We start from the raw sequence: 14,084 nt of genomic DNA on the forward strand, positions 1-14,084 counted from the left end.
GGCGCGACCGAGGCGCGGCTCTCCGCCACCGGCTCGGGCGCGGCGGCCTCGAGACCGACCTCGGTCGCAAGGCTCACCGTCATGCGCTCGGGGAAGACCACCACCTCCTGCCGCACCGCCTGCATCAGCAGCACGGCGACGAGCGCACCGTGCAGCACCAGCGCCGCGGCCAGGCCGATCTTCTCCTCGTTGCGCAGCGCTGTCTCACCCATCACCACACCTGAGCTATGGGGGCGTAACTGAACCGTCGGTGACCAGCGAGATCGACGTGAACCCGGCGCGGCCGAGCTCGCCCATCACCTGCATCACCCGGCCATAGTCGAGGCTGCGGTCGCCGCGCAGGACGACGAGCGGCGGCTCGCCCCCGCGTTGCAGCGCCTCAAGCGCGGCGGGGAGGCCGCCGGGGGGCACCGGGTCCTCCTCGATATAGATCGTCCCCTGACGGTCGACCGTGATGGTGATCTGGTCGGGCTTCTCCTCGACCGGCGCGGCGCGGCTTTCGGGCAGTTCCACCGGCACGCCGACCGCCGGAAGCGTCACCGTCACCATGAAGATGATGAGCAGCACCAGCATGACGTCGACGAGCGGCGTCACGTTGATCTCGGACATCGCCGCGCGCCGGCCGCGCTTGCCGCGGCGGCGCGAGGACGAGGAAAGGTTCATGCCCATCCTTCACTCCCTCCGTTCGCCGCGAGCGAAGTCGAGAGGCGCTGCGCAGGTGTCTCGACTTCGCTCGAGGCGAACGGATAACCCGGAGCCCGCATCACGCCCGGTCCAACTCGCGGCTGAGACCCATGTGCAGCTTGTCGGCAAAACGCTGGAGGGTCGCCTCGTACTGATCCACCGCGCCGCCGAAGCGGTTGTAGGCGATCACCGCAGGGATCGCCGCGAACAGGCCGATGGCGGTCGCGAACAGCGCCTCGGCGATGCCGGGGGCGACGACCGTCAGCGACGCGCTCTGCTGCGCGCCGATATCGAAGAAGCTTTTCATGATCCCCCAAACGGTCCCGAACAGGCCGACGAAGGGCGCCACCGAGCCGACGGTCGCAAGGAAGTTCAGCCGCCCGGCGAGCTCATCGGATTCCTGCGCGATCTGGCTGTCCATCGCCGCGGCAATGCGCTGGCGCGCGGCGTCGCGGTCGACCGGTTGGCGGGCGGTGGACTTCTTCCACTCGTCGAGCCCCGCGCCGGCGACGCGGGCGGCGGGAATGTCCTTGCGCGCCTGCTTGGTCAGCAGCCCCTCGCGGTCGCGCTGCTCCCAGAACTCGTCCTCGTATTCGCGCGACTTCCGGCGCATCGAACCGATCCGCAGCGAGAAGGAGACGATGATCATCCACACCCAGATGCTCGCCAGGATCAGGCCGACCATCACCGCCTGCACGATGATGTCGGCCTGGAGGAACAGGTCGACCGGGTTGAGCCGCGAAGGCGCGGCGGCGGCGCTGAGCAGGGCGAGCGTCACGGTGGTCAGGTTTCCTTGCTGTTCATGAAGGTCTGGAAGGCGGCGCGCCATTCGGCCGGCTGGCGGCGCGGGCGGCCGTCAAGGGTGATGAACGCCGCGCGAACATCGGCGATGGCGAGAACATCGCCGCCACGGCGCGCGGTCTGCTGCATCCGCACGCTGGCCGCGCCGACTTCGCTGCTGATCGTCTCGATCACCACATCGTCTTCGAGCTTCGCGGGGCGCAGATATCTCACGCTGATCTCGGACAAGGCATAGGCGCCCTCCCCGCTCTCGATCGCGGCGCGCTGGTCGATGCCGAGCAGCCGCAGCAGATCGCTGCGCGCGCGTTCGAACCAGCGCAGGTAATTGGCGTGATAGGTGATCCCCGACAGGTCGGTGTCCTCGTAATAGACGCGCACGGCATAGAGATGCCGTGCACCGTCGAGGATGCCGCCGGGGGGAGTGGGAGAGGTCATCGCTTGCCCCCTAGCCTAGCGGGGAATCGCTGCAAAGGCGCGACGTCGCGAAATGTCGATGAACGGCGCCCGATTGGGGGTTGGCGCGTTGACGGAGCGCCTCAGCGCCGCGCGATCATCGGTCCCAGGGGCTCTCCGCCAAAGATGTGAACGTGGAGATGCGGCACCTCCTGCCCGCCGTGCCGGCCGATATTGGCGAGCAGGCGATAGCCGGGCGCGACAAGGCCCTTCATGCGCGCCACCTCGCCCACCGCGCGCACGAAGCCTCCGATCTCCGCATCGGAGGCCTTGGCGCTGAAATCGTCCCAGCTGACATAGCGGCCCTTCGGGATCACCAGCGTGTGCACTTCGGCCTGCGGGTTGATGTCCTCGAAGGCCAGCGCCCAATCGTCCTCGTAGACCTTTTGCGACGGGATTTCCCCGCGCAGAATCTTCGCGAAGATATTGTTGTCGTCGTAAGGCAAGGTCGGGTCGATCGGCATCATTCGCTCCTTGCGGCCTTTTCCGCGAGACCGGACAGCCCCTCGCGCCGGTCGAGTTCGGCCAGCACCTGCTCCAGCCGGACGCCCTTCTCGGCGAGCAGCACCATGAGGTGGAACAGCACGTCCGCCGCCTCGCCCACCAGTTCGGCCTCGTCCCCGGCGAGCGCGGCGATCACCGCCTCGGTCGCCTCCTCGCCAAGCTTCTGGGCGATTTTCTTGAGCCCCTTGTGATGGAGCTTCGCCACATAGCTTTCCTCCGGCGAGGCAGCGAGGCGCTGGGCGATGGTCGCTTCGAGGCGGGCGAGGGTGTCCATGCGGCCTCTTTCGGTCAAACCCCGCGCGCCGGCAAGCCCGCCGCCCTGAGCGCCGCGTGCGCCTCGGCGATGGTGTGGTGGCCGAAATGGAAGATCGAGGCGGCGAGGACCGCGCTGGCGTGGCCCTTGGTCACCCCTTCCACAAGGTGCTCGAGGCTCCCCACCCCGCCGCTCGCGATCACCGGCACGCTGACCGCGTCGGCAATCTCGCGGGTGAGAGCAAGGTCGTAGCCCCTTTGCGTCCCGTCGCCGTCCATCGAGGTGACGAGCAACTCGCCCGCGCCCAGCCCCGCGACCTTCATCGCATATTCCACCGCGTCGATCCCGGTCGGCTTGCGGCCGCCGTGGGTGAAGATTTCCCAGTTCCCCCGGGGCGTGCGGCGCGCGTCGACACTGGCGACGACGCACTGGCTGCCGAACTTCGCGGCGATCTCGCCCACCAGCTCGGGCCGGGCGACGGCGGCGGAGTTGACCGCGACCTTGTCCGCCCCCGCCAGCAGCAGCGCGCGCGCGTCCTCGGCGCTGCGCACTCCGCCCCCGACGGTCAATGGCATGAAGCACACCTCCGCGGTGCGCCGCACCATATCGAGCAATGTCCCGCGCCCTTCGTGGCTGGCGGAAATGTCGAGGAAGCACAGCTCGTCCGCGCCCGCCGCATCATAGGCGCGCGCCTGCTCGACCGGATCGCCCGCGTCCTTCAAGTCGACGAAATTGACGCCCTTGACCACGCGGCCATCGGCGACGTCCAGGCAGGGGATGACGCGGATGCGGACGGTCATGTGCAATCCTCCCCTTCAGGGGAGGGGGACCACCGAAGGTGGTGGAGGGGCACGCGCCGCTTTCCGGATGGCAGCGAAGTGTCGGAAAGCCGCACCTGCCCCTCCACCATGCTGCGCATGGTCCCCCTCCCCGTGCCGGGGAGGATCATGTTCTTGCCCCCATCGCGATCGCCGCCGCGAGGTCGAGCCGCCCTTCATAGAGCGCGCGGCCCGTGATCACCCCCTCGATCCCCTCATGCGCGTAGAGCGAGAGGATGTGAATGTCGTCGAGCCCCTTCACCCCGCCGCTGGCGATCACCGGAATGTCGACGCGGCGGGCGAGGTCAACGGTCGCCTCGATGTTCACGCCCTTCAAGAGGCCGTCTCGCCCGATGTCGGTGAACAGCAGCGAGGCGACGCCGGCGTCCTCGAAGCGGCGGGCCAGGTCGGTGACGGGGACGTCGGAGACCTCCGCCCAGCCCTCGGTCGCGACCATGCCGTCGCGCGCGTCCACGGCGACGACAATGCCGTTCTCCCACTCGCGCGCCATGTCCTTCACGAATTCGGGGTTCTTCAAGGCGGCCGATCCCATCACCACCCGCGCGACGCCGAGGTTGAACCAGCCCTCGACCGCCGCCGCATCGCGGATGCCGCCGCCAAGTTGCACATAGCCCGGGAAGGCAGCGACAATGGCTTCCACCGCCGCGCGATTGCGGCTTTCGCCCGCAAAGCTGCCGTCGAGATCGACCACATGGAGGTGCTCGGCCCCGGCTTCCGCGAAGATCATCGCCTGCGCGGCCGGATCGTCACCGTAGACCGTGGCGCGCGCCATGTCGCCCTCGGCGAGGCGCACCACCTGGCCGTCCTTCAAGTCGATGGCGGGGAAGATGATCATGGAAACCACTCGAGGAAGCGGCAGAGGGTGGCAAGGCCGTAGGCCTGGCTCTTCTCCGGATGGAACTGCACGCCGAGGATGTTGTCGCGGGCGACCGCAGCGACCAGTCCCTCGCCGTGGTCGGTCATCGCGGCGACGTGGTGCGGATCGGCGGCGGCGAAGTGGTAGGAGTGGAGGAAGTAAGCCTCGCCCTCCTCGATCACTTCGTGGCCGCGGGCGTGGGGGAGGACCGCGACATCGTTCCAACCCATGTGCGGCACCTTGATCGCGGGGTCCGAGGGCTCGATCAGCCGCACCTCGCCCGGCACCCAGCCGAGGCCGGGCGTCTCGCCATGCTCAAGCCCGCGGCCCGCCAGCAATTGCATTCCCACGCAGATGCCGAGGAACGGCGCACCGCCGACATGGACGCGCTCGGTCATCGCCTCGATCATGTGCGGGACGGCCCTCAGCCCTTCGGCACAGGCCTTGAAGCTGCCGACGCCGGGGAGCACGATCCGGTCCGCCGCGCGCACGACATAGGGGTCGGCGGTGACGGTGACATCGGCCCCGGCGGCTCTCAGGGCGTTGTGAACCGAATGCAGGTTGCCGGCGCCGTAATCGACGAGGGCGACGACCTCAGCCATGGAACGCCTCGAGCCCCGGGAAGTCGAAGCGCGGGGTCCACTGGATGATCTGGAGATCGGCGAGCCCCTCTTGCATGAAGGGATCGGCCGCGAGCAGTCGCTCGGCCTCCTCGCGGCTCGCAGCCTTTATGAAGATCAGCCCTCCGTCGCGCGGCTCGCGCGGGCCCCAGGCGACGAAGTGCCCCGCCTCGTGCCCGGCCTTGAGCCAGGCGAGGTGGGCCTCGAGCGCTGCGTCGATCCGCGCGATCGGCACGGTGTAGGTCAGCGAGGCGATGAAGATGCTAGCCACCCAATTGCCCCTTGGTGGAGGGAATAGCCCCGCCCTTGCGCGGATCGCGCTCGACCGCCTGCCGCATGGCGCGCGCGAAGCCCTTGTAGAGGCTTTCGCAGATATGGTGGTTGTTGGTGCCGTAGAGCAGCTCCATGTGGAGCGTGATGCCGGCGGCCTGGCTGACGGAATGGAACCAGTGCTCGATCAGCTCGGTGTCCCATTCGCCGAGGCGTTCCTGGGTGAACTTCGCCTTCCACACCAGATAGGGCCGCCCCGAGATGTCGAGCGCAACGCGGCTCAGGGTCTCGTCCATCGGCGAATAGGCCGCGCCGTAGCGCCCGATCCCGGCCTTGTCGCCCAGCGCCTGCGCGATCGCCTGTCCCAGCGCGATCGCCGAATCCTCGGTGGTGTGGTGCTGGTCGACATGGAGGTCGCCCTCCACCTTCATCGTCACGTCGATGAGCGAATGGCGGCTGAACTGTTCGACCATGTGATCGAGGAAGCCGATGCCGGTGGAGACGTCATAGGTGCCGGTGCCGTCGAGATCGACGGTGATGGCGATCTTCGTCTCGGTGGTGTTGCGCGAGACCGATCCGGTGCGGGCGGGAGGGCTGGCCATGGCTCGCGCTATAGTCCGATGAAAGCGCATGACAAGCGCGAGGCGCAGGGCCGGGCCGCTGACGATGGCGCCGGCCAGCAAACCACTTGACCCGGCCCGCTTGTCCCGGCACCAATTCGCAAGCATGAGCAGCGACACGCCCGACAGCCTGATCCCCTATGACGAGATCGTGCAGGAAGCCCTGCGCGCGGTCGTCGGCCGGGTGCTGGGCTCGATCGTCGGGGGCGGCGGACAGCTGCCGGGTGCGCACCATTTTTACATCACCTTCAAGACCGGCGCGCCGGGCGTGAACATTCCGCCGCACCTGCGCGAGCGCTTCCCCGACGAGATGACGATCGTGCTCCAGAACAAGTTCTGGGACCTCGAGGTCGGCCAGCAGGGCTTCTCGGTGAGCCTCACCTTCAACCAGGTGCCGGCCAAGCTGACGATCCCCTTTGCCGCGATCACCGCCTTCGTCGATCCGGCGGTCGATTTCGGCCTCCAGTTCCAGGCCGCGGTCGACGAGCTCGAGCCAGAGGCGCACGAGGACGCGGAGAACGACGGACCCGACAGCGATCCTGACGGCTCGAACGTCGTCAGCATCGATTTCGGCCGCAAGAAGTAGCCGGCATGGCGCGCAGGAGACGGTCGAGCGGTGGCGCGCGGACGGGCGCGGCCGATCCCGGGGACGCAGCCGGCAAGCCCGGCCTGTCGCTCCCAAGCCCGGATGCCGCCACCAACTTGGTGATCGCCGACATCGTGCTGCGCGCCGCCGGCGGATTGCTGCGCGACCGGCTCGAGAAGGGCCTGATCTCGCGCCATCACGACAATGATCCCAAGGCCCGGCGGATGGTCGACAAGCGCGGCCTCGCCTCGAGCGCGCTGCTCTACGGGGCGAGCCGCCTCGCACGCCGCTCGCCGCTCGGCCTTGTCGTGGTGGCGGGCGGGCTTGCCGCCAAGGTCTTCTACGATCGCGGCAAACGGCTCGAGGCGGAGCGCAAGGCACGGCCGCGTCCGGGCGAGCCATCCTGATCCCCGCTTGATTTCCCGGTGCGCGTTGGTGCAACGGGGCCTATGGGCGACTCCTCACAGCAACCTGCCGACACGCTCCAGCGCCGGGGCCTGATGTTCATCCTGTCCTCGCCTTCCGGGGCGGGCAAGACCACCCTGTCGCGGATGCTGCTGGCGCGCGACAGCGAGATCCGGCTGTCGGTGTCCTGCACGACCCGTCCGCCGCGTCCCGGCGAGGTCGACGGGGTCCATTACCACTTCGTCTCCGACGCCGAGTTCGACCGGATGGTGGAAGAGGACGACTTCTACGAATGGGCGCACGTCTTCGGCCACCGCTACGGCACGCCCAAGGGCAAGATCCGCGCCGCGCTGAAGGAGGGGCAGGACTTCCTCTTCGACATCGACTGGCAGGGCACCCAGCAGCTCTACCAGAAGGACCAGCAGGACGTGGTCCGCGTCTTCATCCTGCCGCCCTCGATCGACGAGCTGCACCGCAGATTGCAAGGGCGCGCCACCGACAGCGCCGAAGTCATCGCCGCGCGTATGGAGCGCGCCCAGGCCGAAATCAGCCACTGGGACGGCTACGATTACGTGATCATCAATGACGATGTCGACGTCTGCTTCGAGAAGGTCCGCGCGATCCTCGAGGCCGAGCGCATGAAGCGCGCCCGCCAGACCGGGCTGATCCCCTTCGTGCGCGGCCTGATGGGCTGATCCAGGTGATTGTCCGCAAGCGTCAGCGCCTGTTCAACCGCCCCGCGCCACACGGCTCAGCCATATTTCCGGGAGCGGACGAATTCCCGCGCGCTTCCCTGACAACGAGAGAGACGATGCATATGAAGGCCCGATATCTGGTCCCGATCCTGTCGAGTGTCTGCGCCGCCGCGCTTGTCGTGCCGGCCGCGGCCCAAGCGCAAGGAACTGCCATGACCGCTGCTGCCCCTGCCAAGTCCCAGAAGCCCGCGCCCGCCGCCGCCCGCCCGGTGAAGGGCGCGCCCACCGCGACGGGGCCCTTCGCGGCAGTCAGCACCCTGCCCTTCCAGGCGCCCGATTTCACCAAGATCACCGAGGACGACTACCTTCCCGCCTTCGAGCAGGGCATGGCGATCCAGCGTGCCGAGGTTGCGGCGATCGTCGCCAACACGGCCGCGCCGACCTTCGAGAACACCATCGTCGCACTCGAGACCTCCGGCGCGATGCTCGGGCGGGTGAGCCGCGTGTTCGGCGCGGTGACGGGGGCCAACACCAACGAGCGGCTCGACGCGATCGACACCGAGATCAGCCCGAAGCTCGCCGCGCACTCGGACGCGATCAATCTCGACCCCAAGCTCTTTGCGCGCGTCAAGGCGGTCTATGACCAGCGCACCGCGATGAAGCTGAGCGTCGAGGATGCGCGCCTGCTCGAGCGCACCTACGAGCAGATGGTCCATGCCGGCGCGATGCTGACCGACGCGCAGCGCGAGGAGGTGAAGGCGATCAACACCCAGCTTTCCACCCTCACCACCCAGTTCGGCCAGGCGGTACGCACCGCGACCAACAGCCAGCCGCTGATCGTGAACACGAGGGAGGAACTCGCCGGGCTGTCCGAGGCCGACATCAAGGCCGCAGCCGATCTCGCGGCCTCCAAGGGCCAGCCGGGCAAATTCGCGATCGCGCTGCAAAACACGACGCAGCAGCCGCTGCTCCCGTCGCTCGAGAACCGCGCCACCCGCGAGGCCCTGTTCAAGGCGAGCTACCACCGCGCCGACGCGCAGGCCTCGGCCGCGCACGACACGCGCCTGCTGCTCGCCCGCATCGCCGAGCTTCGCGCGCGCAAGGCCGCGCTGTTCGGCGCGCCCGACTGGGCGACCTATGCCATGTACGACCGCATGGCGAAGGAGCCCAAGACCGCGCTCGACTTCATGACTCAGATGGTCCCCGCGCTTGCCGCCACGCAGCGGCGCGAGGCGGCCGAGCTGACCGCGGCGATCGCCAAGGACGGCGGCAACTACCAGGTCCAGCCGTGGGACTGGTATCGCTACGCGAACCGCATCAAGGCCGAGCGCTTCGACTTGGACGAGGACGCCGTCGCCCAATACTTCCAGATCGACAAGGTGCTGGAAGACGGCGTGTTCTTCGCCGCGAACAAGCTCTACGGCATCAGCTTCAAGAAGCGCACCGATCTGCCGACCTACCACCCCGACGTCAGCGTCTACACCGTCTTCGACAGGGACGGCTCGGAGATGGGGGTGTTCTACTTCGACCCCTACCAGCGCCCCTCGAAGCGCGGCGGCGCGTGGATGAGCAACTTCGTCGAGCAGAGCCACCTCGCGGGAACCAAGCCCGTCATCTACAACGTGCTCAACATCTCGAAGGCTGCGCCCGGCGAAGTGCAGCTCGTCACCTTCGATGACGTGAACACCATGTTCCACGAGTTCGGCCACGCCCTCCACGGGCTGTTCGCCGACCAGCGCTACGAATCGATCTCGGGCACGGCCACGGCGCGGGACTTCGTGGAGTATCCGAGCCAAGTGAACGAGATGTGGGCGACCGATCCGGTGGTGCTCCAGAACTATGCCAAGCACTACAAGACCGGCGAGACGATCCCGGCGGCGATGATCGAGAAGATCGAGGCGGCGGGCAAGTTCAACCAGGGCTATGACTTCGGCGAGGTAGTGGAAGCCGCGCTGCTCGACATGAAGTGGGCCGCGCTCACGCCCGAACAGGCTGCCGCGATCGACACCCCCGAGAAGGTCGACGCCTTCGAGGAGAGGGCGCTCAAGGAACTCGGCCTCGAGGTCGGGCTCGTCCCGCCGCGCTACCGGTCGACCTACTTCAACCACATCTTCAGCGATCCGGCGGGCTATTCGGCGGGCTATTACAGCTACCTGTGGACGCAGATGCTCGACGAGGACAGCCGCAAGTGGTTCCGCGACAGTGGCGGCCTCACGCGCGCCAACGGCGACCACTACCGCGCAACCGTGCTCAGCCGCGGCGGGACGATGGATTACTTCGAGATGTTCCGAAACTTCGCCGGGCGCGATCCCGACGTGACCCCGATGCTCGAGGCACGCGGACTGGTCGAACCGGCGAAGTAGGCGATACAGGCTGCCGCCGGGTCACTCCGGCGGCAGCTCGTCCGGCCCGCGACCGGGCTCGTCGATGTCGGGCGGGGTCGGTTCGGTTTCCGGCGGGGTCGGATCGATGGGCTCGGTCGGCGGCTGCTGCGGTGGGGTTTCCTCCGGCACCGCAGGGGGCTCGACGGTATCGGGGGTCGGGGAGGGTATCGAAGCCATCGGGATTCTCCGCTCGAGGGTTGGCCCTCCATCAACGTTCGAGCGTCTCCTATGTCCCGCCGTGCGGCGCGGCCGGTCCCGTGCCTCTGCCGCTCCGGCGCGAATGCGAAAAGGGGCGGGAGATTGCTCCCCCGCCCCTCTCGTGTGCCGTAATGCGGCTCAGTGACCGCCGCCGCTCGGATCGGCGAAGTGGTTGGGCAGGCTGGCGTTGACCACCCCGCCGTCCACGGTCAGCGTCTCGCCGACGACGTAATCCCCCGCGCGGCTGCACAGGTAGATCGCCGCCGCTGCCATGTCCTCGGGCGTGCCGATGCGTTTGGCCGGAATGCCCGAAGCCGAACGGTCGGGCGCGTCCTTGGCGGCCTTGTTCATCTCCGAAGGGAAGGCCCCCGGCGCGATCGAGGTGACCACGATATTGTCGCGGATCAGCCGGGCGGCCATGCGCCGGGTGAGCTGGATCACGCCCGCCTTGGAGGCCTGGTAGGCGTAGGTCTCCCAGGGATTGATCCGCTGCCCGTCGATCGAGGAGACGTGGATGACCTTGGCCGGGTGCCCCTGCTTGCCGCCCTCGACGAGCAGATCGTGAAGCTTTTGGGTGAGGAAGAAGGGCGTCTTGACGTTGAGGTCCATCGTGCGGTGCCAGCCGGCCTCGGTGAATTCGAGATAGGGCTGGCCCCAGGCGGCGCCGGCGTTGTTGATGAGGATATCGAGATGGCTCTCGCGCGCCTTCAACTCGTTGGCGAGCGCAATCATCCCGTCCATCTGGCTGAGGTCGGCGGGGATGCCGATGACCTTGTCGGGGCCGAATTCGTCAATGGTGGCCTGCATCTGATCAGCCTTGCGCGCCGAGATATAGACCCGCGCGCAGCCCGCCGCGAGCAGGCCCTCGACGAACATCTTGCCGATGCCGCGAGAGCCGCCGGTGACGAGAGCGACGCGGCCCTCGAGGCTGAAAAGTGATTGAATGTCCATGTTCACTCTCTCCATTCCCCCCTCCCTCAGGGGAGGGGCAGCGAGACTTGGCAGCTTGTCTGCCTAGTCGCAGCGGGGTGGGCCGCCGACGGTGGAGCGTGCCGCCACCGTCGAACCCCCACCCCCGACCCCTCCCCGAGCGGAGGGGAGATGAGGCTCAATACCCGCTCAGCTCCGCCACGCGGTTGGCGTGGAAGTGCGCGTCGCCGAGGAACTCGGCCAGCGCGCGGTCGCGCTTCATGTAGAGGCCGATGTCGTATTCGTCGGTCATGCCGATGCCGCCGTGCATCTGAACGCCCTCCTGCACCGCAAGGCGCGCCGCCTTGGCGACCTTGGCTTTGGCGACGCTGGCGAAGAGGTCTGCGTGCTCGCTTGCGCCATCGAGGAGCTGCTGCGCCTTGATGGTCGCGGCCCGCGCGATCTCGACTTCGGAATAGAGGTGGCTGGCGCGGTGCTGGAGCGCCTGGAACTCGCCGATCAGACGCCCGAACTGCTTCCTCTGCTTGAGGTAGTCGACCGTCATGTCCATCGCGCCTCGGGCAACGCCCACGCCCTCGGCCGCGGCGCCCACGCGGCCCGCGACGAGCATGGCGTCGAGCACCGCGCGCCCGCCGTCGATCTCGCCGATCACGGCATCGCCGTCGAGCTCGACGCCGTCGAATCTGGTGTGGGTCGCCATCGAGCTATCGACCAACCGCACGCTGTCGTGGCTCATGCCGGCCGCGTCCTTGGGCACCGCGAACAGCGTGATCCCGTCGGCATCATCATCCGCGCCCGAAGTGCGCGCGGCAACCACGATCATATCCGCGCTCGCGCCTTGGATGACGAAGCTCTTGGCACCCGAGAGCTTGAACCCGTTGCCCGACTTCTCGGCGCGGGTGGTGATGCGCGACGGGCGGTGCTTGGCGGTCTCGTCAATCGCGACGGCGAACACGCTGTCGCCCGCGATCAGGCCCGGCAGGTAGCGGCCCTTCAAGTCCGCCGATCCATGCTTCAGCGCAGTCGCGGCCAGCACCGAGGACGTCAAGAACGGCGAGGGCGTGAGGTTGCGCCCGATCTCCTCGAGCACGATCCCCGCCTCGACATGGCCCATCCCGAGCCCGCCGTCGGCCTCGTCCACCAGCATCCCGGTGAAGCCCATCTCGGCCATCTGCTTCCACAGGGCGTGGCCGAAGCCGTCCTTGCAGTTGCGGTCGCGCCAGTGGCGCAGCTGCTTGGCGATGTTGCCTTCCTCGGCCATGAAGCCGGCCGCCGTGTCGGCGAGCATCGCCTGATCTTCGTTGTGATAGAGGGGCATCAATTCCACCTTCAAAAAAGAGTTCAGGCCGCCATCGCGGCGGCACACCAGTTGGAAATCCGGGACGGGTCCTGTTCGGCATCGAAGAACAGGTGCGCGCCGCCAAAACCGTCGCCCGCCAGTTTCACCTCCAGCAAGGAGGCCGCATCGATCGAGACGGCGGTGATCGCAGCGGCCTTGATGAAGCTCACCACCGATCGCTTGCTGAACAATCCGGCATCGTTGACGATAATCAGGCGCTTGTTGGTGAACAGCGCGCCGCCGCCGTCGCCGCCCGTGGCAAAGTCGATCGTCTCGCCGGGCAGCAACAGGTTTTCGACCTGCGCGATGGTTTGCGCGCCCTTCGCCTCGCTGCCCGGAAAGACACCGGAGATGAACGGCGCGGGCAGAGTGACCGCGATCGACATGAGCCTCAGGCCCCCGGCAGATCGAGGATGCGCTTGGCGATGACGTTGAGCATAACCTCGGACGTGCCGCCCTCGATCGAGTTCGCCTTGGTGCGCAGCCAGTTGCGCGAAGGCTTGCCGCCCTCGGTGGCCTCGCTCTCCCATTCGAGGCTGCGCGAGCCGCCGACCGCCATCATCAGCTCGTGGCGGCGCTTGTTCAGCTCGGTCCCGGCATATTTCATCATGTTCGGCTGCGCGGGGTGCGCCTTGCCGACCTTGATCTCGTCGAGGAATTTCTCGCCCATCGCCGCATAGGCGAGCGCGTCGACGTCGAACATCGCCAGCTCGGCGCGCAAGCAGGGGTCGAGATCGTCGCCGAGCTTCGCTGCCTGCCGCTTCATGATCGCGCCGATCGCCGCCGTGCGGTCCCCGCCGTCCGCGCCCGAGATCATCTCGCGCTCGTGGCCGAGGAGGTACTTGGCGACGTCCCAGCCGCGGTTGATGGTGCCCACATAGGCCGGCACATCATCGCCGTAGGACTTGGGCACCGACACGTTGTCGAAGAAGGTCTCGCAGAAGGGCGAGGAGCCGCTGATCAGCTTGATCGGCTTGGTGGTGACGCCTTCGCTCGCCATGTCGAAGAGCATGAAGGTGATGCCGCCATACTTGTTCTCCTTGTCGGTGCGCACGAGGCAGAAGATCCAGTCGGCCTGATCGGCGTAGGAGGTCCAGATCTTCTGGCCGTTGACGACCCAGTGATCGCCCTTGTCCTCGCCGAAGGTCTGAAGGCTGACGAGGTCCGAACCCGAGCCCGGTTCCGAATAGCCCTGACACCAGCGGATCTCGCCGCGGGCGATCTCGTTCAGGAACCGCTGCTTCTGGCCTTCCGTGCCGAAGTGCAGCAGCGCCGGGCCGAGCATCCAGATGCCGAAGGAGGAAAGCGGCGGGCGCGCACCGATCCGCGCCATCTCCTCGCGCAGCACCTTGGCTTCGGGCGCGCTGAGGCCCGCGCCGCCATATTCCTTGGGCCACATGGGGACGGTGTAGCCCTTGGCGATGGCCGCCTCGAGCCACGCCTTCTGCGCATCGTTCTTGAAGGTGGCGCGGCGCCCGCCCCAGTAGACGTCGTCCTCACCCCGCACCGGCTCGCGCATTTCCGGGGGGCAGTTCGCCTCCAGCCATGCGCGGGTTTGCTCACGGAATGTGTCCAGGTCGGCCATCACCGATTCTCCTCTCCCAGGTCTCTCGCTTGACGCTTACGTTAGTGGCATTCCGCGCCCTG

At 67.6% G+C, this 14,084-nt stretch carries 19 protein-coding genes and 1 pseudogene; 4 read left to right on the forward strand and 16 right to left on the reverse strand.

All coding sequences use genetic code 11. The features are described from left to right. From OPU67_RS07815 to hisB, 11 genes and pseudogenes are all read right to left on the reverse strand, one after another. A pseudogene (locus tag OPU67_RS07815) lies at positions 1–212 on the reverse strand (energy transducer TonB); the annotation flags it as partial. A gap of 13 nt (positions 213–225) precedes the next feature. Further along, the gene (locus OPU67_RS07820) at positions 226–669 is read right to left on the reverse strand and encodes an ExbD/TolR family protein (protein ID WP_267618953.1); all 444 of its coding nucleotides are present in this window, start codon (positions 667–669) and stop codon (positions 226–228) included. Positions 670–763: 94 nt separating this feature from the next. Further along, complete coding sequence (gene tolQ, locus OPU67_RS07825) at positions 764–1,462, reverse strand: protein TolQ (RefSeq protein ID WP_267618956.1); 699 nt, start codon at positions 1,460–1,462, stop codon at positions 764–766. A gap of 5 nt (positions 1,463–1,467) precedes the next feature. Then, a complete protein-coding gene (locus OPU67_RS07830; protein WP_267618958.1) occupies positions 1,468–1,920 on the reverse strand; it encodes a YbgC/FadM family acyl-CoA thioesterase in 453 nt (150 codons plus the stop codon). Positions 1,921–2,021: 101 nt separating this feature from the next. Next, the gene (locus OPU67_RS07835) at positions 2,022–2,402 is read right to left on the reverse strand and encodes a histidine triad nucleotide-binding protein (RefSeq protein ID WP_267619069.1); all 381 of its coding nucleotides are present in this window, start codon (positions 2,400–2,402) and stop codon (positions 2,022–2,024) included. Further along, positions 2,402–2,716: a phosphoribosyl-ATP diphosphatase gene (locus OPU67_RS07840; RefSeq protein WP_267618960.1), complete on the reverse strand. Its 315-nt coding sequence runs from the start codon at positions 2,714–2,716 to the stop codon at positions 2,402–2,404. Before OPU67_RS07840 ends, OPU67_RS07835 begins: the two co-directional genes overlap by 1 nt. A gap of 14 nt (positions 2,717–2,730) precedes the next feature. After that, a complete protein-coding gene (gene hisF / locus OPU67_RS07845) occupies positions 2,731–3,495 on the reverse strand; it encodes an imidazole glycerol phosphate synthase subunit HisF (protein WP_267618962.1) in 765 nt (254 codons plus the stop codon). 145 nt (positions 3,496–3,640) lie between these two features. Beyond that, complete coding sequence (gene hisA / locus OPU67_RS07850) at positions 3,641–4,369, reverse strand: 1-(5-phosphoribosyl)-5-[(5-phosphoribosylamino)methylideneamino]imidazole-4-carboxamide isomerase (RefSeq protein ID WP_267618964.1); 729 nt, start codon at positions 4,367–4,369, stop codon at positions 3,641–3,643. Then, entirely contained in the window at positions 4,366–4,992 is a 627-nt protein-coding gene (gene hisH, locus OPU67_RS07855) for an imidazole glycerol phosphate synthase subunit HisH (protein WP_267618965.1), read from the reverse strand. Before hisH ends, hisA begins: the two co-directional genes overlap by 4 nt. After that, positions 4,985–5,281 carry a YciI family protein gene (locus OPU67_RS07860; RefSeq protein ID WP_267618966.1) on the reverse strand — a complete coding sequence of 99 codons (297 nt, stop codon included), beginning with the start codon at positions 5,279–5,281 and terminating at the stop codon, positions 4,985–4,987. The genes hisH and OPU67_RS07860 overlap by 8 nt, the downstream gene beginning before the upstream one ends. After that, on the reverse strand, positions 5,274–5,882 hold the full coding sequence (hisB, locus tag OPU67_RS07865; RefSeq protein WP_267618967.1) for an imidazoleglycerol-phosphate dehydratase HisB: 609 nt from the start codon (positions 5,880–5,882) through the stop codon (positions 5,274–5,276). Before hisB ends, OPU67_RS07860 begins: the two co-directional genes overlap by 8 nt. 124 nt (positions 5,883–6,006) lie before the next feature. Between hisB and OPU67_RS07870 the strand changes: the two genes are divergently transcribed. From OPU67_RS07870 to OPU67_RS07885, 4 genes are all read left to right on the forward strand, one after another. After that, entirely contained in the window at positions 6,007–6,486 is a 480-nt protein-coding gene (locus OPU67_RS07870; protein ID WP_267618968.1) for an SspB family protein, read from the forward strand. 5 nt (positions 6,487–6,491) lie between these two features. Further along, positions 6,492–6,893, forward strand: a complete 402-nt coding sequence (locus OPU67_RS07875) for a hypothetical protein (protein ID WP_267618970.1) — start codon at positions 6,492–6,494, stop codon at positions 6,891–6,893. A gap of 42 nt (positions 6,894–6,935) precedes the next feature. Then, a complete protein-coding gene (gene gmk, locus OPU67_RS07880) occupies positions 6,936–7,586 on the forward strand; it encodes a guanylate kinase (protein ID WP_267618971.1) in 651 nt (216 codons plus the stop codon). A 212-nt stretch (positions 7,587–7,798) separates the two neighbouring features. Further along, positions 7,799–9,949 (forward strand): M3 family metallopeptidase, encoded by a 2,151-nt coding sequence (locus OPU67_RS07885; RefSeq protein ID WP_267618973.1) that lies wholly within the window; start codon positions 7,799–7,801, stop codon positions 9,947–9,949. Between the two features lie 21 nt (positions 9,950–9,970). Here the strand turns inward: OPU67_RS07885 and OPU67_RS07890 are convergent, their stop codons facing one another. The 5 genes from OPU67_RS07890 to OPU67_RS07910 form a co-directional block, all read right to left on the reverse strand. Then, complete coding sequence (locus OPU67_RS07890) at positions 9,971–10,147, reverse strand: hypothetical protein (protein ID WP_267618975.1); 177 nt, start codon at positions 10,145–10,147, stop codon at positions 9,971–9,973. A 159-nt stretch (positions 10,148–10,306) separates the two neighbouring features. Further along, positions 10,307–11,119, reverse strand: a complete 813-nt coding sequence (locus OPU67_RS07895; protein WP_267618976.1) for an SDR family oxidoreductase — start codon at positions 11,117–11,119, stop codon at positions 10,307–10,309. Positions 11,120–11,276: 157 nt separating this feature from the next. Then, positions 11,277–12,416: an acyl-CoA dehydrogenase family protein gene (locus tag OPU67_RS07900; RefSeq protein ID WP_267618978.1), complete on the reverse strand. Its 1,140-nt coding sequence runs from the start codon at positions 12,414–12,416 to the stop codon at positions 11,277–11,279. A gap of 23 nt (positions 12,417–12,439) precedes the next feature. After that, the gene (locus tag OPU67_RS07905) at positions 12,440–12,823 is read right to left on the reverse strand and encodes a PH domain-containing protein (RefSeq protein WP_267618980.1); all 384 of its coding nucleotides are present in this window, start codon (positions 12,821–12,823) and stop codon (positions 12,440–12,442) included. A 5-nt stretch (positions 12,824–12,828) separates the two neighbouring features. Beyond that, on the reverse strand, positions 12,829–14,022 hold the full coding sequence (locus OPU67_RS07910; protein ID WP_267618982.1) for an acyl-CoA dehydrogenase family protein: 1,194 nt from the start codon (positions 14,020–14,022) through the stop codon (positions 12,829–12,831). Positions 14,023–14,084: the final 62 nt, after the last annotated feature.

The organism is Erythrobacter sp. WG (genome assembly GCF_026586795.1).
Classification (GTDB): Bacteria; Pseudomonadota; Alphaproteobacteria; order Sphingomonadales; family Sphingomonadaceae; genus Erythrobacter.

What these genes read in the sequence shown, in the direction of transcription:
- OPU67_RS07820 (WP_267618953.1), bottom strand. Translation starts at nt 669, where the DNA reads ATGGGCATGAACCTTTCCTCGTCCTCGCGCCGCCGCGGCAAGCGCGGC.
- OPU67_RS07830 (WP_267618958.1), bottom strand. Translation starts at nt 1,920, where the DNA reads ATGACCTCTCCCACTCCCCCCGGCGGCATCCTCGACGGTGCACGGCAT.
- OPU67_RS07835 (WP_267619069.1), bottom strand. Translation starts at nt 2,402, where the DNA reads ATGCCGATCGACCCGACCTTGCCTTACGACGACAACAATATCTTCGCG.
- OPU67_RS07840 (WP_267618960.1), bottom strand. Translation starts at nt 2,716, where the DNA reads ATGGACACCCTCGCCCGCCTCGAAGCGACCATCGCCCAGCGCCTCGCT.
- hisF (WP_267618962.1), bottom strand. Translation starts at nt 3,495, where the DNA reads ATGACCGTCCGCATCCGCGTCATCCCCTGCCTGGACGTCGCCGATGGC.
- hisA (WP_267618964.1), bottom strand. Translation starts at nt 4,369, where the DNA reads ATGATCATCTTCCCCGCCATCGACTTGAAGGACGGCCAGGTGGTGCGC.
- hisH (WP_267618965.1), bottom strand. Translation starts at nt 4,992, where the DNA reads ATGGCTGAGGTCGTCGCCCTCGTCGATTACGGCGCCGGCAACCTGCAT.
- hisB (WP_267618967.1), bottom strand. Translation starts at nt 5,882, where the DNA reads ATGGCCAGCCCTCCCGCCCGCACCGGATCGGTCTCGCGCAACACCACC.
- OPU67_RS07870 (WP_267618968.1), top strand. Translation starts at nt 6,007, where the DNA reads ATGAGCAGCGACACGCCCGACAGCCTGATCCCCTATGACGAGATCGTG.
- OPU67_RS07875 (WP_267618970.1), top strand. Translation starts at nt 6,492, where the DNA reads ATGGCGCGCAGGAGACGGTCGAGCGGTGGCGCGCGGACGGGCGCGGCC.
- gmk (WP_267618971.1), top strand. Translation starts at nt 6,936, where the DNA reads ATGGGCGACTCCTCACAGCAACCTGCCGACACGCTCCAGCGCCGGGGC.
- OPU67_RS07885 (WP_267618973.1), top strand. Translation starts at nt 7,799, where the DNA reads ATGACCGCTGCTGCCCCTGCCAAGTCCCAGAAGCCCGCGCCCGCCGCC.
- OPU67_RS07890 (WP_267618975.1), bottom strand. Translation starts at nt 10,147, where the DNA reads ATGGCTTCGATACCCTCCCCGACCCCCGATACCGTCGAGCCCCCTGCG.
- OPU67_RS07895 (WP_267618976.1), bottom strand. Translation starts at nt 11,119, where the DNA reads ATGGACATTCAATCACTTTTCAGCCTCGAGGGCCGCGTCGCTCTCGTC.
- OPU67_RS07900 (WP_267618978.1), bottom strand. Translation starts at nt 12,416, where the DNA reads ATGCCCCTCTATCACAACGAAGATCAGGCGATGCTCGCCGACACGGCG.
- OPU67_RS07905 (WP_267618980.1), bottom strand. Translation starts at nt 12,823, where the DNA reads ATGTCGATCGCGGTCACTCTGCCCGCGCCGTTCATCTCCGGTGTCTTT.
- OPU67_RS07910 (WP_267618982.1), bottom strand. Translation starts at nt 14,022, where the DNA reads ATGGCCGACCTGGACACATTCCGTGAGCAAACCCGCGCATGGCTGGAG.